The sequence below is a fragment of the Arthrobacter sp. zg-Y919 genome, assembly GCF_030142045.1.
GTDB lineage: Bacteria > Actinomycetota > Actinomycetes > Actinomycetales > Micrococcaceae > Arthrobacter_B.
On record NZ_CP126242.1, the window covers coordinates 1,778,125 to 1,799,814 of the forward strand.

The window sequence follows — 21,690 nt, forward strand, 5'->3', positions numbered from 1 at the left end:
AGTAAGAAGCCCGATTTCCGAGGAAAGAAGTTTGTACGTATGTCGATCACCGCTGACAGCAACCCCAAGTTCGCCGCCTACGCCCACCCGGAACGCCTGGTCTCCACTCAGTGGCTGGCCGAACACCTGGACGCGGAGAACCTGGTGGTCCTTGAATCCAACGAGGACATCCTGCTGTACGAAACGGGGCACATCCCGGGCGCCCGGAAGATCGACTGGCACACCGACCTCAACGACGCCGATACCCGCGACTTCGTGGACGGCGAGGCCTTCGCCCGGCTGATGGCCCGCAAGGGCATCACCCGCGACTCCACCGTGGTCATCTACGGCGACAAGAGCAACTGGTGGGCAGCCTACGCCCTGTGGGTGTTCACCCTCTTCGGCCACGAAGACGTACGGCTGCTCGACGGCGGCCGCGACAAGTGGGTTGCGGAAGAACGCCCGTTCACCACGGACAAGGTCTCTGTAGAACCCACTGACTACCCGGTGGTGGAGCGCAACGACGAGAAGATCCGCGCCTTCCTGCCCGACGTCGTCGGGCACCTGGGCAAGGGACCGCTGATCGACGTCCGCTCCCCCGCCGAGTACACCGGCGAACGCACCCACATGCCGGACTACATGGACGAGGGTGCCATGAAGGGCGGGCACATCCCCACCGCGAAGTCCGTTCCGTGGAGCAAGGCCGCCGCCGAAGACGGCACCTTCCGTGGGCGCGAGGAACTCGAGGCGCTCTACAAGGACGACGCCGGCCTGAAGGAGGGCGACGACGTCGTGGCCTACTGCCGCATCGGCGAACGTTCCAGCCACACTTGGTTTGTGCTCAAGCACCTGCTCGGCTTCGAGTCCGTCCGCAACTATGACGGGTCATGGACCGAGTGGGGCAACGCCGTACGCGTCCCGATTGCCCGCGGTGAAGAACCCGGCAACGCCCCCAGCTGATCGTCCCCCGCTTCACAGAGAGATTTACGCATGACTGCCACACCCGAAACCTCCGTCCCGGACTCACTGGCGGAGATCATCGACGATTTCCAGGCGATGGAGGAATCCGACCGCCTGGAACTGCTGCTGGAATTCTCCCGCAGCCTGCCGGACCTGCCTGCCGAAATCGCCGACCGGCCCGAGCTGCTGGAGCAGGTGGTGGAATGCCAGTCGCCGGTCTTCCTCAGCCTGGACGTGGACGACTCCCCCGAGCACCTCGTCACCCTGTTCTTCAAGGCCCCGCCGGAAGCGCCCACCACCCGCGGGTTTGCCAGCGTGCTGTACGAAGGCCTGAACGGGCTGCCGGCCGCCGATATCCTCGCGGTCCCGGCCGATGTTCCTGACCGTCTGGGCCTCACCCGGGCCATCACCCCGCTGCGCATGCGGGGAATGTCAGCCATGCTGGGACGCATCAAGCGCCGGCTCGCCCAGCACGAAAAGCTTTCACAGGGATAACTTTCGGCGCGGGACCAGATCCGGGCCAGGCTCGGGACCTTAGGAGGCAGCCATGTCAGGGAACCGCGACAAGCATTCAGGCAAAAGCGCGACGCCGGCCATCCGGGTGTTGGACGAAGCCGGAGTCTCCTACACGGTGCATCACTATGAGCACGACGCCGCTGCGCCGTCGTACGGACTGGAAGCCGCCGAGAAACTCGGCCTGCCGCCCGAAACGGTCTACAAAACGTTGATGGTGGATCTGGGCGGGCACCTGGCAGTGGCCATGGTTCCGGTGGCCCTCAACCTAGACCTGAAGAAGTTCGCCTCGCTGATGGGGGCGCGCAAAGCCGTCATGGCGGACCGGCGGGATGCGGAACGGCGCACCGGATACATGGTGGGCGGCATTTCCCCGCTGGGACAGAAACACTCCTCCCCCGCCGGAATTGATTCGCCGGTGGAGCTGCTGGACACCGTGTATGTGTCGGGCGGGCGGCGGGGGCTGCAGATCGGGCTGTCGCCGTTTGACCTGATCCGGCTCACCCACGCCGTGGCAGCACCGATCGGTACGGCGCCTGCCTAGCGGGTGGTTCATACGGCGGCGTTACGTTCCTGCTGCTCGCTCAGTGCTTCAGTGCTTCCGAAGGTGGTGCAGCGCGTAGCCGTAGCTGAGCCGGACGCGCTGCGGATCGGAGCTTAGCCAGTGGTCCGCAGTCCCGTTCGGGAACTCCATGCTGATGACATCAACCAGATCCTGCGGCTGATCGAAGGTCCAGCTGCTCATGACGAGAGATGTTGAGGCACCCTTCTCCGCCCACCAGTTTTTGATGTAGTCGCCCTCGCCTTGGTGGGCCGATGCGTCCGCGGCCTTCAGCAATCCCGCAAACTCGCCGTCGCGCTGATCGTTGTCGATGACCACCAGCGAGCCACCCGGACGCAGCACCCGCAGGACTTCCTCCAACCCTGCCGTGCAGTCGTTCTGCGGTGCGGGAAAAAAGTACGCGAACCGGGCGTGGACAACGTCAACGGAAGCGTCCGGCAGCGGAATATGTTCGGCCGATCCGTGCAGGACCTCGGCTCCGCCGGGCCGCGCACGGGCAGCGGCGAGCAGCTCCGGATCGGGCTCGACGCCGATGACCGTATCGGCGAGCTCGGCATAGCGCGGCAGCCAGAAGCCGGTGCCGCAGCCGAGGTCGAGAAGGGTCCGGCCCGCCCACGGTGCCAGGTGCTTAAGTGCTGCCCAGACCACGCCTTCGCGGTCCAGCGCCTGATTCTCGATCTCATACAGCTCAGGATGTGAGCCCTGGTTCCAGGCCCGGAAGAAGTCCTCCGGCACTGCGGTTTCCTGTTGATCCGGCATTTTGTCCCCCTAAGCGTCTTCGTGCGCCTTTAACCTACGCTGTGCCGGGAGGGGTTTCGTGCCGGGAGGGGTTTCGTGCCGGGAGGGGTTTCGTGCCGGGAGGGGTTTCGTGCCGGCCGGGGTTTCGTGTCGGGCGGGGTTCTGTGTCAGGCGGGGAATGGCAGCCGAGGCCCTGTCCTGGGTCCATCTTCTGTTCTGACCCGGGGCATGCCGGGATTTCCCTGCAGTTTGTCCGATTTCCCCAAACCGGTGAGCAAGACAGCCGTAAAAAGAATCGCTGGAACATGTTTGCCGGACGCCGCAGATCACTGGCAGGATAAACCAACGCCGAAACCCGAACCGATGACAAACTGCACCATCACAGAGACAGGCTGCGGCGGGACATGCGGTGGCGGCGCCAACAAGGGGGAACAGACAGTGGAGGGACGAACAGTGAGAAGACGCCGTCAGCTCTGGTTTGCAGCGGCCGCACTCTGCGTCGGGTTGGCCATAGCCATTTTCGCGGGCCGCACCATGCTCATCGACATGTTCAGCAACGGAGTGCTGTACCGGATGATTCTCCTCTCCGGATACCTCCTCCTGGCCGGCGCCGCGGGTAGTCTGACCCGGGCGTTCACTGTCGACGACTCCGAGGCCCTCGGCTAGGCACACTGACTAGGCCCACTGCCTAGGCGTAAACCCACGGGCCGGCGCGGATCGCTTTCCGCGCGGATCCAGACACGAACCCGACACTCGTCCAACACGCACCAGCTATCCAGCACCGTTACCGCCACCGGGGGAATCTTTGTCAGTACTGTCAGCCACCGAAGCACGCCCGCCAACACACCAGGAGCCCGTAGTCTCTCTGGGTCAGGCCGCCTGGGCGTCGATGTTCGTCGCCCTGTACATTCTGGCGGCCTCCGCTGCCTTGGTCGCGCTGGGGCTCTCCGGCGTCGTCGACTTCACCCTTGAGTCACTTCTCGCAGCTGCCCTTGGCTCCGTCACGGCCGCAGCGATGCTGGGACTGTACGTCCATCTGTTCCGCCGCAACTCGCTGACACTGGGGGACCTTGGTTTCCGCCGGCCCGGACTCCGCATACTCCACCTGCTGTGGCAGATCCCGGGGACGATCATCGTCTGCATGCTGGCGCAGGGCCTGACCCTCGGGCTGCTGTCCCTCACCGACTTCGATACGGCTACTGCGCGGTCCACCAGCGATCCGCTCGAAGATATCGGCGGGCTCTCCACTCCGCTGATCGTCGCAGTGGTGCTTGTCATCTCGGTCCTGACGCCGCTGTGGGAGGAAGTCCTGTTCCGCGGCGCCATCCTTGACGGGCTCTCCGGCCGCTTCCGGCCCTTTGCCGCCGTCGTGCTGTCCGCAGCAGTCTTCGCTGCGGTACATCTGGTTCTGGTGGGCTTCGCCTATCTGTTTCTGCTGGGTATTGCGCTGGCCCTGCTGCGGCGGTTCCACCGGAATATCTGGGCCCCAATGCTGCTCCACGCGGCAAACAACGCCCTTGTCACCCTCGTGGTGCTTACCGCCATTTAGCTATCTGCAGGCGCCAACCCGTTACTCCGCGTCGACCCGATGCTCGGAGGGATGCCGGGTGCGGCCCAGGGCATCGTTCAGCCAGCCCAGCACCACACGCTCCCACCGCTCGGAATCCACGTTGTATTCCTTGGTGTGCCCGGCCTTGGTGAACGGCTCGAAGGTAATGACGTCCGGGTTTTTCTCCGCCAGTTCCGCCGACGGCCCGTACGGCACAAAGTCGTCGTCCTTGCTGTGCAGGATGAGCGTGGGGATCCTGATTTCCTCCGCGCGGGTCACCCAGTCCATGCTCTTCAGGTCCAGCGGAGCGGCCAGCCCGGTCAGGGCGCGGCCGGCAGCGTTGGAGATCAGCCACTGGCCCAGACGTCCGGCCTGCGCCGGAATCCGGTTGACCCGGGCATGGTGGGCCAGCACATCCACCCAGTTGATCACCGGACCGTCCAGCACCATGGCGCGGATGTACCGGCGCAGCGGCGAACGGTCCGCAGCCTGCAGGCTGATCGCCCCGCCCATGGACCAGCCAAACAGCACCACGTCCTGGGCACCGTGTTCCAGTGCGTACCGGATGGCCGCCTCCACGTCCTGCCATTCGGTCAGGCCCAGCCCGTACCGGCCGTCGGACGCGTAGGGGGCCTCGCCGTCGTTCCGGTAGGAAATCAGCAGGCTGGTGAGACCGGACTCGCGGGCGGTGCGCACGGCGCGCAGGCATTCGGTGCGCCGGGCCCCGCGTCCGTGGACCATGATCGCCCAGGTCTCGGCGCCGGGTGCACGCACCAGCCACGCCGGAGCGGTGCCGTTCTCGACCGGGATCTCGACTTCTTCTTCCGGAAGCCCGACGGCGGCGGGCGAAGGATAGATCGAGCCGCTCCACCAGCCGCGCCGCGCCTTGGCCAGGTCGCCGCTGTACACCTCTTCCACATCCCGCTGGACGGTGCCCTCACGCGGTACGTAGGAGCGGATGGCACCAATCCGGGCGTGCCCTTCGCCGTTGTCGAAGTACAGGCTGTACGTTCCTTCAACCGTGGTGTCTGCATTTGCCGGCAGGATCACCTGCCGGCCGTGCTCGCTCCCGGTGACCGCCAGGATCTCCAGATTGGCGTCCCTGTGGCGGGCCGGGGTGACCACCTGGCGCGCGAAGTAAATGCCGAGACCGGAGGCCGCCGCCACAAGCGCAGTGGATGCGGCAGCGCCAACACCGGCACCAAACGCCGTCCACCGGACCCACGGAACCGAAAGGACGGGAGCGGCACCGGCGGATGCATCAGAAGGAACGGAGATAGCCATACAACATTTTTACCGGATGGGCAGCGGGTCCGTGTAACGGCAGGCCGGTGGGCCGTGGCTGGTGTGCCGGGACGGGCGTACTAGGCTGGTGCGCATGACTTCGACAATTGTGGTGCTGACGGAAGAATCGCTGGGTAGCCGCGACATTGAGAACCTGCTGGCCCTGGCCGGCGAGAACCCCACCCATTACGAGGTGCTGGTTCCTGCCGATCCGGGCCGCAACCTGCTGGTGGACGTGCTGGACAACCTCAGCCTGCTGGATTTTGCCGAGGCCTTCCGGAACCTCACCGGCGGCCGGCCCTCCAAGGCCGAGGAAGTGAAGGAGGCGGTGACCTCGCTTGCGGACTCGCTGGAGCAGCTTTCCGCAGCAGGCCTGGACGCGACGGGCACGGTGACCGGTGAAGACCCGGTGGCCGCCGTCGTCGAAACCGCCAAGCGCACCAACGCGGACCAGGTTGTCGTCATCACCACCCCGCACGCCATTGAGGACACCTTCGGCACCGACTGGGCGAACGAGGCACAGGACCGTCTGGGCGTGCCCGTGCTGCACCTGTACAGCGGCTCGGGATTTATTGGCGACTCTTAAGCGTTGACGCGGATATGACTACCGAAGAAAACACCGGAACCGTTCCCGTCCAGAAGTCCGATGAGCAGTGGCGCGAGGAACTGACTCCGCAGGAGTACGCGGTGCTGCGCAAGGCGGGCACCGAACGCCCCTACACGGGCGAGTACTGGGACACCAAGACCGCCGGCGTCTACCAGTGCCGCGCCTGCGGAAGCGACCTGTTTACCAGCAGCGAGAAGTTTGATTCGCACTGCGGCTGGCCGTCCTTCTTCGCACCGCTCGCCGAGGGCAAGGTGCGCTACCTGCATGACCGCAGCATGGGCATGGACCGGGTTGAGGTCCGCTGCGCCAACTGCGATTCTCACATGGGCCACCTGTTCGAGGGCGAAGGTTTCGATACGCCCACCGACCAGCGCTTCTGCATCAACTCCATCTCCGTGAAGCTGGTCCCCCAGGACGCCTCCGCCGCCACCGCGGAGTAGGAATCCATGGAGCACGGAGTATTTCCCGGGGAAAGCGTCGCCGGGCCGGATGTCCCGGACGAGGTCATTGACCGGTACCGGGAGCTGAGCGCGGACATCGCGTCCGGCGTCGGCGTGGTGTCCACACGGCTGCGCGGACGCGATTACGCGGCCACCGTCAGTGGGTTCCTCTCCGTCTCCTATGATCCGCCGACCCTCCTCGTGAGCCTGTACGCCGAGGCACGCATCGCGGAGGCAGTGCTCGACGCCGGCAGCTGGGTCCTGAGCCTGCTGCCGGCCCGGCTGCGGGGCACCGCCAATTGGCTTGCCAGTCCCGGATCGCCCCTCGAGGGGCTGCTGAATCAGGTCGACTACGGCCGCGCGCCGGAGACCGGCGCCGCCGTCATCGAGGATTCCATCGCCTGGTTCGAGGTCCGCACCACGCAGGTCATGACGGCGGCAACCCACCAGCTGATCGTGGGTGAGGTGGTGTCCATGGGCAGGCGCGCGGACGCCGACGACGAATCGGACCCCCTGCTGCACTTCGCCTCCGCCTACGCCCGGCTGGGCCGCTGACCCGTACCCCTGCGGCCCGCCGGGCTTGCGCCGCATACCCCCGGTTGCCGCCCGGAACCATTGTTTCCGCAGCGTGCCCCACGTAACGTCGAAGGACGGGGGAAACGTTCCGCAGCCGCCTGGACCGCGGGACCATCACCGGTCTTCAGGAGATGCAAATGGCCACAGACCAGTACCATGAGCCACCTTCCGAACTTCCCGCAGAAACCCGGACGTTTGCACGCATGTGTGCCAGCCTCGCCGAGGAAGCCGAGGCGATCGGCTGGTACGTCCAGCGGATGGCAGTGGAGCCCGACGCCGAGTCGCGGGCCATCATGCTCGATTCGCTGGGCGAGGAATTCAAGCACTTCAGCATGGAACTCGAATTCCTGCTGCGCCGCACGCCTCTCTGGAGGGAAATCGCCCAAGGCATCCTCTTCACCGACGGCGACGTAGTCCGGCACGGCGAGGCCTCGGAGGCTGAAGCCACCGGCGAGTAGCTGCACCCAATCTTTCCTCCGCTCAGGGAGGTGCCGCATGGCACGCAACAGCCTGCTGGACCGTTTCCGTCCCGTTGGAGCCCCCGGCCCGGCCGGTCCTGCCGGGGTGCCGGCCCTCGACGACGAAGGGCCCGCCGCCGAACTGATCCCCGTCTTCGAAGCCCTCGATCCCGCGATCAGCGAAGCCAGCGGGCGGACCGATGCGGCAGCAGCCCATGCCCAGCAGACCGTTGCCGCCGCCCGCCGGCAGGCCGCGGCCCTCGTGGAGCAGGCCCGGATGGACAGTGCCGCCGTCCGGGCAGAAGCCGCGGACCAGGTCTCCGCAGCAGCCGCACGCGAGGATGAGCAGCTGCTCGCCGATGCCCGGGCGGAGGCACAGACCCTTCGGAGCCGGGGCGAATCCCGCGTTCCCGAGCTTGCTTCCGCCATTGTCGCGGACCTGGTGCAGGACCTCCTGGGCCGCGGAACGGACACCGGCTGATGCGCGCCGACTGGGTGGCACCCTCAGTCCGGGCACGGTCCATGGCACAGCGGCGGGTTGGGGCCGGTACGTGCCGGAACCTTGCTGAACTGCCGGACCTGCCCGCTGCCGTGGAGACCTTGGACGGGTCCCTGTATGCCGGGGAGCTTTCCTCCGCCCGCACCTTGGACTCGGCACAGCAGGCCACCCGGACCACCGTGCTGTGGCAGCTGCGGGTCCTGGCCGGCTGGCTGCCCGCCGGCGGAACGCAGCTTATCCGCGCCGCCGCCGCACGGTTTGAAGCGGACAACATAGTCGCCCTTGCCGCCGCACTGCAGGCGGATGCCGCGCCTGCAACACCTGCCGGCGCTGCCGCGTCTGCCGGAGCTGCCGGCACCGGGACACCGGCCGTTTCCTCCCCCGCCCCCGCCTTCGACCTGGGCGGACTGGCGACAGCCTGGCCGCGGCTGCGTACCGCCGACTCCCCCGAAACGCTGCAGGCCATGCTTGCCTCCTCGCCCTGGGGCGAAGCCGGGCAGGCACCGGCCCTCCCGGATCTGCTCACCGCCGTCTGGCTTCGGCGTCTTGCCTCCGCCGCCCCCGCAGCGCGCCCCTGGGCCGTTGCAGGAGCGGTGCTGCTGGCCGCCCGCCTGCTGCTGGTGGACGCCGCACGGCCGCCGGAACGGCTGGTGTCCCTGCTGCGCCCGCTGATCGGCACGGGATGGACCGAGGCCGGCTCCCTGCCGGAACTGACGCAGGCGCTGAGCCCTGCCGCCGGCCAGGTCCTGGCCGAGGTGCAGGATCCGCAGGAACTGTGGCAGGCCGAGGCCCGGCTTGCGGTCCGCGTGGAGGCGGACGGCTTCGATCTGCTGCGGGCTGGACTGCCCGGACCGGACGTGGTGCTCGGCGCGATGGCTGTCCTGGCGGTGGACGCCTGGCGGGTCCGGGCGGCGCTGGCCGCCGCCGCAGCCGGTACCGGAAGAAGCGAGGTGCTCGATGCCGTGGCGTGAAACCCTGAGCCCGGTCCGGATGGAGCGCATTGCCCTGGTCTGCCCGGCCGATGCCCGCCGTCCCGTCCTGGCGGAGGTGGCTGCCAGTGCCGCCGTCGAACTGGATCTGCCCTACGAGCCCGGCGACGGTCCCGACGAGCTGGACCGCGCGGCGGATGCCGCCGTCGTGCACGGTCCCGTCGCAGCACTGGTGGGCTGGTCCCCTACCCGTGAGCTCCCCGGCCTGCGCAAGGCCCTGGAACCGCACGGCGCCTCCGCCGTTCCGCTGCGGCGTCCGCGCGGAGTGCAGCCGCCCACCCAGCTGACCGGCGACGAACGGCGCCGGCCGCGGCTGTCCCGGCTCCTCGTGGACACGTACACCACGGTGCCGTATGCGGACCTCGATCCGGCGCGGATAGCCGCGGTGGCGTACGTGGTGATGTTCGGGATGATGTTCGGCGACGCCGGGCAGGGGGCGCTGCTGGTGATCGCCGGACTGCTGGTCCGCTTCCTTCCGGTTCCGTGGCTGGAGCGTTACCGCCGGACCTGGCTCTTCATCACCGGGGCGGGCGCGGCCGCGGTGTTCTTCGGCGTGCTGTACGGCGAGTTCTTCGGTCCCACCCATGTGCTGCCGGTGCTGTGGCTGGAACCGCTCGAGGAACCCATCCCGCTCATCGTTGCCGCCCTGGTCCTCGGGGCGGTGCTGCTGGCCGGGTCCTATGTGCTCGGTACCATCAACCGGGTCCGGGAGGGCGGCTGGGCCTATGCCCTGTACGCCCGCTCGGGGCTGGCCGGGGCGCTGCTGTTCGCCGCGATCGGGCTGGTCGCGTGGGGGCTGCTGGCCGGGAGCCCGGTGATCCTGGTGGCCGCCGGGACCGCGGCGCTCATTGCCCTGGTTTTTATCTTCATCGGCCTGTTCGTGGAATCCGGCGGCGGTCCCACCGGCGGACTGCAGGCCACCGTGGAGCTGGTCGACACCGTCGTGCAGCTCGCGTCCAACCTGGTGTCCTTTACCCGCCTGGCCGCGTTCGGCCTCACCCATGCCGCCCTGATGATGGTGGTCTGGCAGGCCACCACCGCGATCTGGGAACCGGGCTGGCGGATCATTCCGGCCATCCTGATGTTTGTGCTGGGCAATGTGCTCACGTTCGCCCTGGAAGGCCTCGTCGCCGGCATCCAAGCCCTGCGGCTGGAGTACTACGAACTGTTCTCCCGTGTTTTTACCGAGGAGGGACGCCGTTTCCGGCCCTGGGCACCCGACCTCGGCGCCGAAACGGGCACTGCCGCCGCCTCCGCGCTTCCCCCTGTTGAAAGGCATCTGCCGTGAATCCCTGGTTTGCCGTCCTTCCGCTGGTCCTCGTCCTTACTGTCGTGCTGGCCGGAGGAGCGCTGGCCCTGATCCGGCGCCGCCGCCGGACGGGCGTCCGGGCGTTGCTGGGATTGAACGCCGTCCTCATGGCCGGCGCCCTGGCGCTGCTGGTCTCCGCCCTGAACGCGGCCCCTGCGACGGCTGACGGAGGTGCCGCCGCCACCGCCGTGGCTGCTGCCACCGACGGGAGCGACAGCAGCGGGGCGGCGTTGATCGGAGCCGCCATCGCCGTCGCCGGATCCTCCATCGGTGCGGCAATAGCCGTCGCCTACACCGGCTCCGCTGCCCTGGCGGCGATGAGTGAACGCCCGGAGATCTTCGGGCGGGCGATGGTGGTGGTGGGCCTGGCCGAAGGCATCGCCATTTACGGGCTGATCATCTCCATCATCCTCATCGGCCAGGCATGAGCCGCCGGGAAGGAACCGTGGCCGCGCTCGGCAGCCCGGCCCTGCTCCAGGGATACCGGCTGGCAGGGGCGGTGCTGTATCCGGCCTCCGGCGAAGCGGACGTGCGGGCCGTCTGGCGCGGGCTGCCCGACTCCGTGTGCGTCGTGCTCCTGACTCCCGGCGCCGCGGCGGACCTCGGCGTCGAACTCGCCGATCCGTCGTCGCCCCTCACCGTGGTGCTGCCATCATGACCCGGTTGCCGCAGGGCGCCGATGCCACCCTGGACCCGGTCCGGCAGGCACTGGAGCGGGACGCAGAGACGGCAGCGGCCCGGTCCGAGGCCGACGCCCAACGGCAGGCCGCAGACATTTTGGGCCGCGCCCAGGCGGAGGCGGACACCATCCGCCGCACCGCCCAGCGCGAGGGTGCCGAAGCAGCCCGCGCCGACGCCGTTGCCTCCTCCGCCCGTGCCCGTCGTCAGGCGCGCCGGACGGTGCTTTCCGAGCAGGAGCACCTCCGGTCGCTGCTGGCCTCAGAGGTGCAGGAGCAGGTGCGTGAAGTGCGGCGGGACCCCCGCTATCCCCAGATCCTGCGGCGGTTGACCGCCCAGGCGGACCGGGTCCTCGGACCCATGGCGTCGGTGACCGAAAGTTACAAGGGCGGCGTGACCGGCACCGCAGGCTCCCGGCGGCTGGACCTGTCCCTGCCCACCCTGGCCGGGCAGGCGCTGGAGGACCACTCCGGGGAGGTGCGTGAGCTATGGGAGCACGCGTGAGGCCCCCGGAGGCCGCCGCTTCAAAGGCGACGGCACAGGCAGGCACGGCACAAAACAGCACGCCGCAGGGTGGCACCGGCAAAATAACCCGGGTGAACGGACCCCTCGTGGAAATCAGCGGACTGCCGGGATTGTCCATGCTCGAGGTGGTCAACATCGGCCCCGACGGCATTGCCGCGCAGGCGGTCTCCATCAACGGCGACGAAGCCACCCTGCAGGCGTACGAATACACCGGCGGACTGAAGGCGGGCGACCCGGCCGAACGGACCGGGCACCAGCTCTCCGGGCTGCTGGGACCTGGACTGCTGGGCACGGTCTTCGACGGCCTGCTGCGCCCGCTTACCTCCGCTCCCCTGTGGCTGACGCAGGAACGGCAGTCTTCCGCGGAGGACCCGGCCGTGCTGGACACCCGGTGGGAGTTCGCCCCGTCGGTCACCGTTGGGGACAATGTGCGTGCCGGCCAGGTGCTGGGCACCGTCCCCGGAGTGGGGACCATCGAGTTCCGGGTCCTGGCACCGCCGTCGGTCTCTGGGGAAGTCACCTGGGTGGCCGAGGGCAAGGTCCGGCCGCTGGACCCGGTGGCCCGGATCGGGGGCGTGGAGGTACCCCTGGCGCAGCGCTGGCCGGTACACCGTCCCCGGCCCTTCGGCGAGCGCATCACCGATCTGGCGCCGCTGCAGACCGGACAGCGGGTGCTGGATCTGCTCTTCCCCGTTCCCCGCGGTGCGGCGGCGGCGGTCCCCGGCGGCTTCGGCACCGGCAAGACCCTGACCCTGCAGCAGATCGCCAAGTGGTCCGACGCCGATGTGATTGTCTACGTAGGCTGCGGCGAGCGCGGCAACGAGATGGCCGACGTACTGGAGGGGCTCTCCGGATTGGACGATCCCCGCACCGGCGGCAAGCTCATCGACCGGACCGTCATCATCGCCAACACCTCCAACATGCCGATGATGGCCCGGGAGGCGTCCATTGCCACCGGCGTCACCGTGGCCGAGTTCTTCCGGGACATGGGCTACGACGCCGTGGTGATTGCCGATTCCACCTCCCGCTGGGCTGAAGCGCTGCGCGAGTTCGCCAACCGCAACGGTGACCTCCCCGCCGAGGAAGGCTACCCGGCCTCCCTCGCCAGTGAACTGGCCGCGTTCTACGAGCGTGCCGCCCGGGTCCGCACCCTGGGCGGGGCGACGGCGTCGGTCACCGTGATCGGGGCGGTCTCCCCTCCCGGCGGTGACATGAGCGAGCCGGTCACCACGGGCACCCAGCGTTTTGTCCGCTCCCTGTGGCTGCTGGACCGGGACCTTGCCTATTCCCGGCACTACCCTGCGGTCAGCTGGCGGGGTTCGTTCTCCCGGGATGCCGAGTCCCTGGGCCGCTGGTACTCCGCCCACGGGGATCCGGAGTGGGCACAGCGCCGGGCGCGCGCCTCACTGCTGCTGTCCGAGGCGGACCGGCTCACCGCCCTGGCGGAAATCATCGGCGCAGCCTCCCTCCCCGGGCATGAACAGATGGTGCTGCTGGGCGGGCGGCTAATACGCGACGGGGTGTTGCTGCAGAATGCGCTCAGCCCCAATGACGGCTACAGCTCCGCGGGCAAGGGTGCCGCCCTGCTGCAGACGATGCTGGACGTGGTCGAGACCTGCCAGACACTGGTGGCGCGCGGCGTGCCGCCGGCCGACGTCGAGCGTTATGACTTCTCCCCCGTCCTCCGCCTGCGGGAGGACACCGGGCCCACCGATGCTGACGGCGTCCGCGAGCGCGGCCGGGCGTTTGTGCGCCGGCTTACCGAGACACTGGACCAGCCAACGACCGGAGACGCCAATGGCTAGCGGAAACCGGGCGCAGGTAGGCCACAGCGACGTACGGGAACTGCGCGGACCGCTGCTGGTCCTCGGAGACACCGAGGGGGTGGGCTGGGACGAGTTCGCCACGGTCGACGTCGACGGCGGTCCGCAGCGGCACGGGCTGGTGCTGGAGGTCGACGGCGACGAAACGACCCTGCAGGTGCTTGAAGGCACTGAGGGCATGGCGCTGGGCGGAGTGGAGGTCCGGTTCCAGGGCAGGCCTCTGGCGGTACCGGTGGGCACCGGCTGGCTCGGCCGGGTCTGCAACGGTCGCGGTGAGCCGCTCGACGGCGGTCCACCCGTCACGGCTGACCATGTTTCCCCGGTAGGCGGCTGGCCCCTAAACCCCGTCTACCGGGAGCCGCCCCAGGATCCGGTGATTACCGGCGTCTCCGTGGTGGATGCCCTGACCACCCTGGTCCGGGGGCAGAAGCTGCCGATCTTCTCCATCCCCGGGCTGCCGCATCTGACCCTGGCCACGCAGATCGCCGCGCAGGCCACCGCTTCCTCCGGACGGGCGTTCCGGGTGGTCTTCGCGGCCATGGGCATGACCCACGCTGACATCGCCTATATCCGGGACCGGCTGGAGGAACGCTCCGCAGCCGGTGAGCTGGTGCTGCTGCTCAATGCCGCCGACGATCCGGTGATTGAACGCATCCTCACCCCGCGGATCGCCCTCACCATCGCCGAGTCCCTGGCGTACGACGACGGCTCGGACGTGCTGGTGGTGATGTCGGATATGACCAGCTATGCCGAGGCCGTACGCGAGGTCTCCGCCGCACGCCGGGAAATCCCTGCCCGGCGCGGCTACCCCGGCTACTTGTACAGCGACCTGGCGACTCTCTACGAACGCTGCGGCCGCGTCCGCGGGCGGGAAGGATCGGTGACCGTTGTGCCGGTGCTGACCATGCCCGCCGGGGACATCACCCACCCCGTGCCGGACCTCACCGGCTACATCACCGAGGGACAGGTGGTGCTCGACGGCGACATCGACGCCCGCGGGATCTACCCGCCGGTGGACGTGCTCTCCTCCCTCTCCCGCCTGATGCGCAGCGGCGCCGGGCGGGGACGCACCCGGGAGGACCACCTCGACGTCGCAGCGCAGATTCTGTCCGCCATGGCCCGTGCCCGCTCTGCCTCGGAACTCGCTGAACTAGTGGGTGCGGCGGCCCTGAGCGACACCGACAAGGCCTACATCGAGTTCCGGACCGTCGTGGAGCGGGAACTGCTCAACCAGGGGCGTGACGAGCTGCGCAGCCTGGAGCAGACACTGGACCTGGCCTGGCAGGCCCTGTCCCTGCTGCCGCGCCGGGAACTGACCATGCTGTCCTCCGAGTTCCTGGACCGGTATCTGCCCGGTTCGGGCGGCGGGGCGGGGATGTGAGCGGGTTCGTGAGCTGGCTCGTGGGAGGGCGTTTGAGCGGGCGTTTGAGCGGGCGTTTGAGCGGGCGTTTGAGCTGGCTCGTGGGAGGAACGCAACCGTGAGCGGGTTCCGGTCCGGCGGCAGCCGCGCCGAGCGGGCCGAGGTGCAGCGCAGGCTCGCCACGGCCCGGCGGGGTGCGGAACTGCTGGAACGGAAGCAGCGCATCCTGCAGGCGGCCATCGACGGGCTACGGGAGCAGGCCGAGGCTGGGACCCGGACGTGGGAAACCGCTGCCGGTGCGGCTGCGGTTTGGCTGCAGCGCAGTACCGGGCTGGACGGTGCGGACCGGCTGCTGGCGGCGTCGCCGTCGGACGCTGCGGTCGCCGTCGTGCAGTGGGGCGGGGCCATGGGTATTTCCTATCCCGAGGCGGCGTCCTGCACAGTGCCGTCCGCTCCACCCGCTGGCGGCAGCTCGGCCCTCGCCTATGCGGCCTCGGCGCACCGGGCCGCATTGGAAGCGGCGGTGTCCGCAGCGGCCGGGCAGCGTGCGCTGCTGCTGGTCTCGGAGGAACTGGCCGCCACCCGTACCCGGCAGCGGGCGGTGGAAAACCGGTGGATCCCCCGGCTGGAGGAACAGCTGACCGCCATCGAGCGCCGGATCGCCGAGCAGGAGCTGGAGGAGAGCCTGCGGCTGCGCTGGGCTGCAGGGCTGATGTGAGGCGGGAGGCTTCCCGTTTCAGCAATCGATTCAGCACGATTTACCGTTTTTGCGGCCGGAAATCGGTAAATTGTGCTGAATCGATGCGGAACGCGCCGTCGTGAAGGTCCCCGGAACCCCGCCTACAGCCGGAAGCCCTCGTCGAGGCGCTCGATGATGGTGACGTTGGCCTGGCCGCCGCCCTCGCACATGGTCTGCAGCCCGTAGCGGCCGCCGGTGCGCTCGAGCTCGTGCAGCAGGGTGGTCATGATCCGGGCACCCGTGGCACCGATCGGATGGCCCAGCGCGATGCCGCCGCCGTTGACGTTCACCTTGTCCATGTCGACGCCGAGTTCCCGCTGCCAGGCCAGCACCACGGAGGCGAAGGCCTCGTTGATTTCGAGCAGGTCCATGTCCCCGATACTCATCCCGGTGCGCTTCAGCGCATGCCGGGTGGCTTCGATGGGGGCGCTGAGCATCATGACGGGATCATCGCCGCGGGCGGAAATCGAGTGGATCCGGGCGCGGGGCTTCAGCCCGTAGCGGCGCACCGCGTCTTCGGACGCCACCAGCAGCACGGCGGCGGCATCGGAAATCTGCGACGACGTGGCCGCGGTCAGGGACCCGCCCTCCGCCAGCGGTGCCAGGGTGGCGATCTTTGCACGGTTCGGGTCGCGGGGACCCTCGTCCGCGGTGACGCCGTTCATCGGCAGGATTTCCCGGTCGAAGCGGCCCCCGGCCTGCGCGGCAATGGCGCGGACGTGGGATTCGACGGCGAAGTCCTCCATCTCCTCACGCGTCAGGCCCCACTGCTTCACCATCATTTCCGCCCCGATGAACTGGGAGATCTGCTGGTCTCCGTAACGCTTTTCCCAACCCACGGAGCCGGCAAACGGGTTCGGGAAACCAAGCTCCTTGGCTGCGGAGTTCGCGAAGGACAGCGGCACGGAGGACATGCTCTGCACCCCGCCGGCAATCACCAGGTCGCTGGTTCCGCTCATGACGGCCTGCGCGGCATAGGACACAGCCTGCTGCCCGGAGCCGCACTGGCGCTCCACGGTGGTGCCGGGGACCCGTTCGGACAGTCCGGCGGCGAGCCAGGAGGTGCGGGCGATATCCATGGCCTGCGGTCCCACCTGGTCAATGGCACCGAGGATGACCTCGTCGTACTCCTCGGAGTCGATCCCAGCGCGCCGGACCGTTTCGGCGATCACGTGCGCGGCGAGGTCGGCAGGGTGGACCTTGCTCAGGCCCCCGTTGCGCTTGCCGACGGGAGTGCGGACGGCGTCGATGATGAACGCTTCAGCCATGGTGGCGGGCCTTTCGTCGTTGTAAGGCAGTCTGGTTCCAGGTCTTTGGACCCGGGTGCGGCACCCGGTGCCGGAGGCACGTGCCGTGCACCACAATAGGCGCTCCAGCCGGGCCGGTCACCAGACCGCTGGTATGTGTCCAACCGCGCCGCCTTCCCTCTCTGCAGTACCCGGCGACGACGGCGGCACCCCCGTCCGGGCGCCCGGCGGCTGACGGGTAGAATGAAAAAGCTGTGTTCTGAGCAGCCGGCTGCCGGGTACCACGCAGTTCCACCCACCAGCAGTTCCACCACCAGAGTCTGAAAGCAGCGGAGTGTCCCAACAGGTTTCCACCCCCGTCAGCGCCACCGCCACCAAAGAGATCGTCAAGGAGTCCGCCCGACGGCGTACCTTTGCCGTCATCTCGCACCCCGACGCCGGTAAGTCCACGCTCACCGAAGCGCTGGCCCTGCACGCCCGGGTGATCGGCACGGCCGGTGCCACCAACGGCAAGGAAAACCGCCGCGAAACGGTGTCCGACTGGATGCAGATGGAAAAGGACCGCGGCATCTCCATCAGCTCCACGGCCCTGCAGTTCGCCTACGGCGACACTGTCATCAACCTGCTGGACACCCCCGGCCACGCCGACTTCTCCGAGGACACCTACCGCGTCCTCGCCGCCGTGGACTGTGCCGTCATGCTGGTGGACGCCGCCAAGGGCCTGGAAACCCAGACCATGAAGCTCTTCGAGGTCTGCCGCTCCCGGAACCTGCCCATCATCACCGTCATCAACAAGTGGGACCGGCCCGGCCTGGACCCGCTGGCCCTGATGGATGAGATCACCGAACGCACCGGCCTCGAGCCCATGCCGCTGACCTGGGCCGTGGGCATTGCCGGCGATTTCCGCGGCGTCTGGGACCTGCAGAAGGACGAATACGTCCACTTCGAACGGCAGAACTCCGGCGCTTCGCTCGCCAAGGAAGAGCACTTCACCCCCGAGCAGGCCGTGGAGCGCGAAGGCGACGTCTGGACCGATTCGCTGGACGAAGCCGAACTGGTCATTGACGGCCGTGAATTCGACCGCAACAAGTTCCTGGACGCCAAGGCGACGCCGATCCTGTTTTCCTCCGCTGCCTTGAACTTCGGCGTCAAGCAGATCCTGGATGCCCTGGTGGACCTGGCGCCGTCGGCCACGGCACGCGAAGACAAGGACGGCGGCCTCCGCCCGGTCGAGGCACCGTTCTCCGGATTCGTGTTCAAGGTGCAGGCCGGCATGAACAAGGCCCACCGCGACCACGTGGCGTTCATCCGTGTCTGCTCCGGCATCTTCGAACGCGGCATGGTGGTCACGCACTCCAACACCGGCAAGACCTTCGCCACCAAGTACGCCCAGCACCTGTTCGGCCGCGAACGCGAAGTCATCGACCAGGCGTATCCGGGCGACGTCGTCGGGCTGGTCAACGCCTCCGCCCTGCGGGTGGGCGACAGCCTCTATGTCGAGGAACCGGTGGAATACCCGCCCATCCCGTTCTTCTCCCCCGAACACTTCCGCGTGGCACGGTCCCAGGACCCCAGCCGGTACAAGCAGTTCCGGCGCGGCATCGACCAGCTCGAGCACGAGGGCATCATCCAGGTGCTTCGCTCGGACCGGCGCGGCGATCAGGCTCCGGTGCTGGCCGCCGTCGGCCCGATGCAGTTCGAAGTGGTCGAGGACCGCATGACGCAGGACTTCAACGCGCCCATGCGTTACGAGCAGCTCTCCTACTCACTGGCCCGGCTCACCACCGCCGACGCCGCGGAGATCCTCAGTAACGTGCACGGCGCGGAAGTGCTGGTAAGGACCGACGGCGCCTACGTGGCCGTCTTCAACGATGTCTGGGCGCTGCGCCGGGTCGAGAAGAACCACCCGGAGATCAGCCTGACCGTCATCGGCACCGAGTCCCCGAACAGCAGCCGCGGGTACTAGGGCCTGCATCCCGGCAGAACACTTAGGTCAGTGCAGAAGATCAGTGCAGAAGAACCGAACAGATTCCGCATTCCGCACACGGTTAGGTACCTAACTTCGCTAGCCTGTCCGCATGACATGCAAAGGGATAGCGGTTGGCGCGGTTCTTTTGGCTGCCTCACTGCTAACGACGGGATGCGGGGGCGGTGCGGCCGCGCCGCCGGCTGACCCGGCCGGGACCGTGAAACCCGCACCAGGGGTCCAGCCTGCCCCGCAGATCGAGTGTCCGAGCGCCGCGGACACGGCACCGGCTGCGCAGGTGGAGGTCGTAGAGCCCGTGCCTGCGGGCCAGTCTGCCGCTCCGGATCAGCCTGTCCCTCCGAACGAGGCCGGCCCCGAAGCAACACCGGTTGACCCCGATCCCTGCGGGCTGAGCACGTCGCACTCCGCAGGGCCTGACGAGACGGGGTACTGGACGCAGGAACGCATGGACAGCGCCACCGCAGCGCCGATGCCCATTGAGGGCGAGCCCCGGAGATGAGCCACTCATCCGTCGCAGCACAGCAGAACTGTGGGAGTGACCGCGATCACCCTGTGCCGAGCATAAGCAGTCCTAATCAGTTGCAGGTTTTCCGGTAAGCATTAGGAATTCGTGAGTATGCTGGCGGCACAACTCCGCCAGCCGCCCCAGCGTCACAGGGGAAGGCCCGTTCCGGAAGGCAACCATGTCCTCCTCTGTTTCCGCATCCCTTTCCCGCCCGGTTTTCGCCCCAGTTCCCGCGGATGCCCGCCCCGCAGAAACGGAAGCGTGGGCTGCACTCAAACAGGCAGCCGTGGACCTGCAGCCCCTGCAGAACAAGAACGGTTCCGTGGATCCCGGACACCGCGCCGAGGCAGCCGGACTGATCGGAACCATCACCGCCGCGGTCACGGCCCTTGCCCCGGCCTTCCCGCACGACGCCGAGTACCTCCGCCTGGTGGTGGAAGACTTTGAACGCTGGGTGGACACCGGCCTGGAGACCGAGCCCGACTTCCTCGATTCCCTGCTGGCCTTTTCCCCGCAGCAGCACCGCACCAACGGACTGGCCCATCTGGTGGTGTTCCCCATGTACACCCAGAACGGCAGTTCCAACCGCCTCGTGGAGGCCGTACTGATCGAGGTCATCTGGCCCGAGTTTGTGGCCGAACTCGAAGCCGGAGAATACTCCAACAAGCTGTTCGTCCCCATCCGCTTCCTGGACTTCACCCCCGGCTACGACACCAATTCCGCAGTGCTTTTCCCTGAAACCGTCGCCGTCCGCGAAACCCCCGCCTTCACCTGGGGCGCCATCTTTGCCGACCGTGAAGCGGCCCGCTTCCGCCGGGCCCTGTCCGCCGCCGCGGACATCACCTCGCTGCAGCTGCCCGCCGAAGCCGCGGAACTGCTGCAGGACCAGCAGCTCACCGAGGAAACCTTCATCATGTGGGACCTCATCCACGACCGCACCCACATGCGCGGGGACCTGCCCTTCGATCCGTTCATGATCAAGCAGCGCATGCCCTACTTCCTCTACTCGCTGGAGGAACTGCGCTGTGATCTCACCGCCTTCCGCGAAGCCGTGAAGATCCAGCATGACGAGGACGCCCCGGAAGACACCCGCCGGCACGCGCGGCTGGTCCAGTACGCAGTCATCTTTGACCGCATTTTCCGCTTTGCCATCACCGGGAGCCGGGTGCGCAACTACGACGGCCTGGGTGGCCAGCTGCTCTTCGCCTGGATGCACCAGAACCACGTCCTGCACTGGACCGATGGGAAGCTGAGCATCGACTGGGAGGAAACGGCCGACGTCGTCGTCCGCCTCGGTGCGGAAATCGAGGACCTGTACTGGCGCTCCATTGACCGGCCCAAGACCGCCCACTGGCTGGCGGCCTACGATCTGGTAGCCGGAACGCTGACGCCGAACCCGGCTTCGGTCTGGGCCCAGGGACCGCAGGCACTGCCGCTGGACGGCCCGCCGCGCGGCCTTACCGACCAGGTGCTCGACGACGAGTTCCCGCTGTCCATGTTCTATGAGGCCCTGTCCAAGAAGATGGCACCGGTCATTGAATCCACCGCCGGAATCACCGGCACCAGGACGGGAGGCGTCCCCGAATGAGCGCAGAAGTCCGCACCGCGGCAGACACAGCCGCGCTGGCGGGCCGGACGGTCCTCGTGGCCGGTGCCGGAAGCCCCTCGGGCACCGCCGTCTGCGCAGCCCTCGGGGCGGCGGGCGCCAAGGTGGTGGCGGTCGGCCGCGACGCCGCGCGCCTGGAGAAGACACTGGCCCGCCCGGACGACGCCGATCTGCGCACCTGCGACCTCAGCGACGCCCGAGAGGTGGCGGCCCTGGCGGACGGCCTGCAGGAAACCTACGGCGGAATCGACGGCGTGATCCACCTGGTGGGCGGCTGGCGGGCCGGAACGGGCATCACCTCCCAGACCGAGGAGGACTGGGACTTCCTGGAGACCAACATCCTGCACACGCTGCGCAACGTGAGCCGCAGCTTCTACGGCCAGCTCGCGGCGTCCCCGGACGGCCGGCTGGCGATCGTTTCCTCCACGGCCGTGGACTCTCCCACCGCCGCGGGTGCCGGATACGCCGCTGCCAAGGCCGCCGCGGAAACCTGGGTCCGGGCGGTGGCCGCGGGGTTCCACGGCGCCCAGTCCGGGCGGAAGGACACCCCGGAACCGCAGCACTCGGCCGCCGCCGTTTTCGTGGTCAAGGCGCTGGTGGACGCCGAGCAGCGTGCCGCCGCCCCGGAGCGCAGGTTCCCGGGGTACACCGATGTCACAGACCTGGCCGCCGCCGTCGTCCGGCTCTTCCAGCAGGACGCCGCAGAGGTCAACGGGCAGCGGATTTCCCTCGTCCCCGCGAAGTGACCTGAACTACA

General features: G+C 68.2%; 24 protein-coding genes. 21 read left to right on the top strand and 3 right to left on the bottom strand.

Features of this window, described 5'->3' with window-relative positions:
- Positions 1-39: 39 nt before the first annotated feature.
- The 3 genes from QNO10_RS08445 to ybaK are packed head-to-tail and all read left to right on the top strand — an operon-like array spanning position 40 to position 1,996.
- Positions 40-939 carry a sulfurtransferase gene (locus QNO10_RS08445; RefSeq protein ID WP_229947805.1) on the top strand — a complete coding sequence of 300 codons (900 nt, stop codon included), beginning with the start codon at positions 40-42 and terminating at the stop codon, positions 937-939.
- A gap of 30 nt (positions 940-969) precedes the next feature.
- Positions 970-1,434 (top strand): SufE family protein, encoded by a 465-nt coding sequence (locus QNO10_RS08450; RefSeq protein WP_229947803.1) that lies wholly within the window; start codon positions 970-972, stop codon positions 1,432-1,434.
- Between the two features lie 52 nt (positions 1,435-1,486).
- Positions 1,487-1,996 (top strand): Cys-tRNA(Pro) deacylase, encoded by a 510-nt coding sequence (gene ybaK, locus QNO10_RS08455; RefSeq protein WP_229947801.1) that lies wholly within the window; start codon positions 1,487-1,489, stop codon positions 1,994-1,996.
- A gap of 48 nt (positions 1,997-2,044) precedes the next feature.
- Here ybaK and QNO10_RS08460 read toward each other — a convergent pair whose 3' ends face one another.
- On the bottom strand, positions 2,045-2,773 hold the full coding sequence (locus QNO10_RS08460; protein WP_229947799.1) for a class I SAM-dependent methyltransferase: 729 nt from the start codon (positions 2,771-2,773) through the stop codon (positions 2,045-2,047).
- Positions 2,774-3,205: 432 nt separating this feature from the next.
- On the opposite strand from QNO10_RS08460, the gene QNO10_RS08465 reads away from it, so the two are divergent.
- Together QNO10_RS08465 and QNO10_RS08470 are read left to right on the top strand one after the other, a co-directional pair.
- A complete protein-coding gene (locus tag QNO10_RS08465; RefSeq protein ID WP_229947797.1) occupies positions 3,206-3,418 on the top strand; it encodes a hypothetical protein in 213 nt (70 codons plus the stop codon).
- Between the two features lie 139 nt (positions 3,419-3,557).
- Complete coding sequence (locus QNO10_RS08470; RefSeq protein ID WP_229947794.1) at positions 3,558-4,301, top strand: CPBP family intramembrane glutamic endopeptidase; 744 nt, start codon at positions 3,558-3,560, stop codon at positions 4,299-4,301.
- Between the two features lie 21 nt (positions 4,302-4,322).
- On the opposite strand, the gene QNO10_RS08475 is transcribed toward QNO10_RS08470, so the two are convergent.
- Positions 4,323-5,585, bottom strand: a complete 1,263-nt coding sequence (locus QNO10_RS08475; RefSeq protein WP_229947791.1) for an alpha/beta hydrolase family protein — start codon at positions 5,583-5,585, stop codon at positions 4,323-4,325.
- A 94-nt stretch (positions 5,586-5,679) separates the two neighbouring features.
- On the opposite strand from QNO10_RS08475, the gene QNO10_RS08480 reads away from it, so the two are divergent.
- The 13 genes from QNO10_RS08480 (at position 5,680) to QNO10_RS08540 (ending at position 15,567) form a co-directional block, all read left to right on the top strand.
- Positions 5,680-6,171 (top strand): putative universal stress family protein, encoded by a 492-nt coding sequence (locus QNO10_RS08480; RefSeq protein ID WP_229947789.1) that lies wholly within the window; start codon positions 5,680-5,682, stop codon positions 6,169-6,171.
- Positions 6,172-6,185: 14 nt separating this feature from the next.
- Complete coding sequence (gene msrB / locus QNO10_RS08485; protein ID WP_229947786.1) at positions 6,186-6,632, top strand: peptide-methionine (R)-S-oxide reductase MsrB; 447 nt, start codon at positions 6,186-6,188, stop codon at positions 6,630-6,632.
- Positions 6,633-6,638: 6 nt separating this feature from the next.
- The gene (locus tag QNO10_RS08490) at positions 6,639-7,187 is read left to right on the top strand and encodes a flavin reductase family protein (protein WP_229947785.1); all 549 of its coding nucleotides are present in this window, start codon (positions 6,639-6,641) and stop codon (positions 7,185-7,187) included.
- A 158-nt stretch (positions 7,188-7,345) separates the two neighbouring features.
- The gene (locus QNO10_RS08495; RefSeq protein WP_229947784.1) at positions 7,346-7,666 is read left to right on the top strand and encodes a ferritin family protein; all 321 of its coding nucleotides are present in this window, start codon (positions 7,346-7,348) and stop codon (positions 7,664-7,666) included.
- Positions 7,667-7,703: 37 nt separating this feature from the next.
- A complete protein-coding gene (locus QNO10_RS08500; protein WP_229947783.1) occupies positions 7,704-8,147 on the top strand; it encodes a hypothetical protein in 444 nt (147 codons plus the stop codon).
- Positions 8,147-9,136, top strand: coding sequence for a hypothetical protein (locus tag QNO10_RS08505; protein WP_229947782.1), 990 nt, complete (start codon positions 8,147-8,149; stop codon positions 9,134-9,136). The genes QNO10_RS08500 and QNO10_RS08505 overlap by 1 nt, the downstream gene beginning before the upstream one ends.
- Positions 9,123-10,442, top strand: a complete 1,320-nt coding sequence (locus tag QNO10_RS08510; protein ID WP_229947781.1) for a V-type ATPase 116kDa subunit family protein — start codon at positions 9,123-9,125, stop codon at positions 10,440-10,442. The genes QNO10_RS08505 and QNO10_RS08510 overlap by 14 nt, the downstream gene beginning before the upstream one ends.
- The gene (locus tag QNO10_RS08515; RefSeq protein ID WP_229947780.1) at positions 10,439-10,891 is read left to right on the top strand and encodes an ATP synthase subunit C; all 453 of its coding nucleotides are present in this window, start codon (positions 10,439-10,441) and stop codon (positions 10,889-10,891) included. Before QNO10_RS08510 ends, QNO10_RS08515 begins: the two co-directional genes overlap by 4 nt.
- Positions 10,888-11,121 (top strand): hypothetical protein, encoded by a 234-nt coding sequence (locus QNO10_RS08520; RefSeq protein ID WP_229947778.1) that lies wholly within the window; start codon positions 10,888-10,890, stop codon positions 11,119-11,121. Before QNO10_RS08515 ends, QNO10_RS08520 begins: the two co-directional genes overlap by 4 nt.
- The gene (locus QNO10_RS08525; RefSeq protein WP_229947776.1) at positions 11,118-11,645 is read left to right on the top strand and encodes a V-type ATP synthase subunit E family protein; all 528 of its coding nucleotides are present in this window, start codon (positions 11,118-11,120) and stop codon (positions 11,643-11,645) included. The genes QNO10_RS08520 and QNO10_RS08525 overlap by 4 nt, the downstream gene beginning before the upstream one ends.
- A complete protein-coding gene (locus QNO10_RS08530; protein ID WP_231707409.1) occupies positions 11,630-13,471 on the top strand; it encodes a V-type ATP synthase subunit A in 1,842 nt (613 codons plus the stop codon). Before QNO10_RS08525 ends, QNO10_RS08530 begins: the two co-directional genes overlap by 16 nt.
- Entirely contained in the window at positions 13,464-14,870 is a 1,407-nt protein-coding gene (locus tag QNO10_RS08535; RefSeq protein WP_229947773.1) for a V-type ATP synthase subunit B, read from the top strand. Before QNO10_RS08530 ends, QNO10_RS08535 begins: the two co-directional genes overlap by 8 nt.
- Positions 14,871-14,967: 97 nt before the next feature.
- The gene (locus QNO10_RS08540) at positions 14,968-15,567 is read left to right on the top strand and encodes a V-type ATP synthase subunit D (protein ID WP_229947772.1); all 600 of its coding nucleotides are present in this window, start codon (positions 14,968-14,970) and stop codon (positions 15,565-15,567) included.
- A 122-nt stretch (positions 15,568-15,689) separates the two neighbouring features.
- On the opposite strand, the gene QNO10_RS08545 is transcribed toward QNO10_RS08540, so the two are convergent.
- Complete coding sequence (locus QNO10_RS08545; protein ID WP_229947770.1) at positions 15,690-16,856, bottom strand: acetyl-CoA C-acetyltransferase; 1,167 nt, start codon at positions 16,854-16,856, stop codon at positions 15,690-15,692.
- Positions 16,857-17,169: 313 nt separating this feature from the next.
- Between QNO10_RS08545 and QNO10_RS08550 the strand changes: the two genes are divergently transcribed.
- From QNO10_RS08550 to QNO10_RS08560, 3 genes are all read left to right on the top strand, one after another.
- Positions 17,170-18,801, top strand: coding sequence for a peptide chain release factor 3 (locus tag QNO10_RS08550; protein WP_229947768.1), 1,632 nt, complete (start codon positions 17,170-17,172; stop codon positions 18,799-18,801).
- Positions 18,802-19,505: 704 nt separating this feature from the next.
- Entirely contained in the window at positions 19,506-20,915 is a 1,410-nt protein-coding gene (locus tag QNO10_RS08555) for a DUF6421 family protein (protein WP_229947766.1), read from the top strand.
- Complete coding sequence (locus QNO10_RS08560; RefSeq protein ID WP_229947764.1) at positions 20,912-21,679, top strand: SDR family oxidoreductase; 768 nt, start codon at positions 20,912-20,914, stop codon at positions 21,677-21,679. The genes QNO10_RS08555 and QNO10_RS08560 overlap by 4 nt, the downstream gene beginning before the upstream one ends.
- Positions 21,680-21,690: the final 11 nt, after the last annotated feature.

Excerpts from the sequence above, each read along its gene's own strand:
- ybaK (WP_229947801.1), top strand. The coding sequence starts at position 1,487 with ATGTCAGGGAACCGCGACAAGCATTCAGGCAAAAGCGCGACGCCGGCC.
- QNO10_RS08520 (WP_229947778.1), top strand. The coding sequence starts at position 10,888 with ATGAGCCGCCGGGAAGGAACCGTGGCCGCGCTCGGCAGCCCGGCCCTG.
- QNO10_RS08555 (WP_229947766.1), top strand. The coding sequence starts at position 19,506 with ATGTCCTCCTCTGTTTCCGCATCCCTTTCCCGCCCGGTTTTCGCCCCA.
- QNO10_RS08450 (WP_229947803.1), top strand. The coding sequence starts at position 970 with ATGACTGCCACACCCGAAACCTCCGTCCCGGACTCACTGGCGGAGATC.
- QNO10_RS08460 (WP_229947799.1), bottom strand. The coding sequence starts at position 2,773 with ATGCCGGATCAACAGGAAACCGCAGTGCCGGAGGACTTCTTCCGGGCC.
- QNO10_RS08495 (WP_229947784.1), top strand. The coding sequence starts at position 7,346 with ATGGCCACAGACCAGTACCATGAGCCACCTTCCGAACTTCCCGCAGAA.
- msrB (WP_229947786.1), top strand. The coding sequence starts at position 6,186 with ATGACTACCGAAGAAAACACCGGAACCGTTCCCGTCCAGAAGTCCGAT.
- QNO10_RS08480 (WP_229947789.1), top strand. The coding sequence starts at position 5,680 with ATGACTTCGACAATTGTGGTGCTGACGGAAGAATCGCTGGGTAGCCGC.
- QNO10_RS08525 (WP_229947776.1), top strand. The coding sequence starts at position 11,118 with ATGACCCGGTTGCCGCAGGGCGCCGATGCCACCCTGGACCCGGTCCGG.
- QNO10_RS08510 (WP_229947781.1), top strand. The coding sequence starts at position 9,123 with ATGCCGTGGCGTGAAACCCTGAGCCCGGTCCGGATGGAGCGCATTGCC.
- QNO10_RS08490 (WP_229947785.1), top strand. The coding sequence starts at position 6,639 with ATGGAGCACGGAGTATTTCCCGGGGAAAGCGTCGCCGGGCCGGATGTC.
- QNO10_RS08535 (WP_229947773.1), top strand. The coding sequence starts at position 13,464 with ATGGCTAGCGGAAACCGGGCGCAGGTAGGCCACAGCGACGTACGGGAA.
- QNO10_RS08545 (WP_229947770.1), bottom strand. The coding sequence starts at position 16,856 with ATGGCTGAAGCGTTCATCATCGACGCCGTCCGCACTCCCGTCGGCAAG.
- QNO10_RS08500 (WP_229947783.1), top strand. The coding sequence starts at position 7,704 with ATGGCACGCAACAGCCTGCTGGACCGTTTCCGTCCCGTTGGAGCCCCC.
- QNO10_RS08475 (WP_229947791.1), bottom strand. The coding sequence starts at position 5,585 with ATGGCTATCTCCGTTCCTTCTGATGCATCCGCCGGTGCCGCTCCCGTC.
- QNO10_RS08505 (WP_229947782.1), top strand. The coding sequence starts at position 8,147 with ATGCGCGCCGACTGGGTGGCACCCTCAGTCCGGGCACGGTCCATGGCA.
- QNO10_RS08530 (WP_231707409.1), top strand. The coding sequence starts at position 11,630 with ATGGGAGCACGCGTGAGGCCCCCGGAGGCCGCCGCTTCAAAGGCGACG.
- QNO10_RS08445 (WP_229947805.1), top strand. The coding sequence starts at position 40 with ATGTCGATCACCGCTGACAGCAACCCCAAGTTCGCCGCCTACGCCCAC.
- QNO10_RS08560 (WP_229947764.1), top strand. The coding sequence starts at position 20,912 with ATGAGCGCAGAAGTCCGCACCGCGGCAGACACAGCCGCGCTGGCGGGC.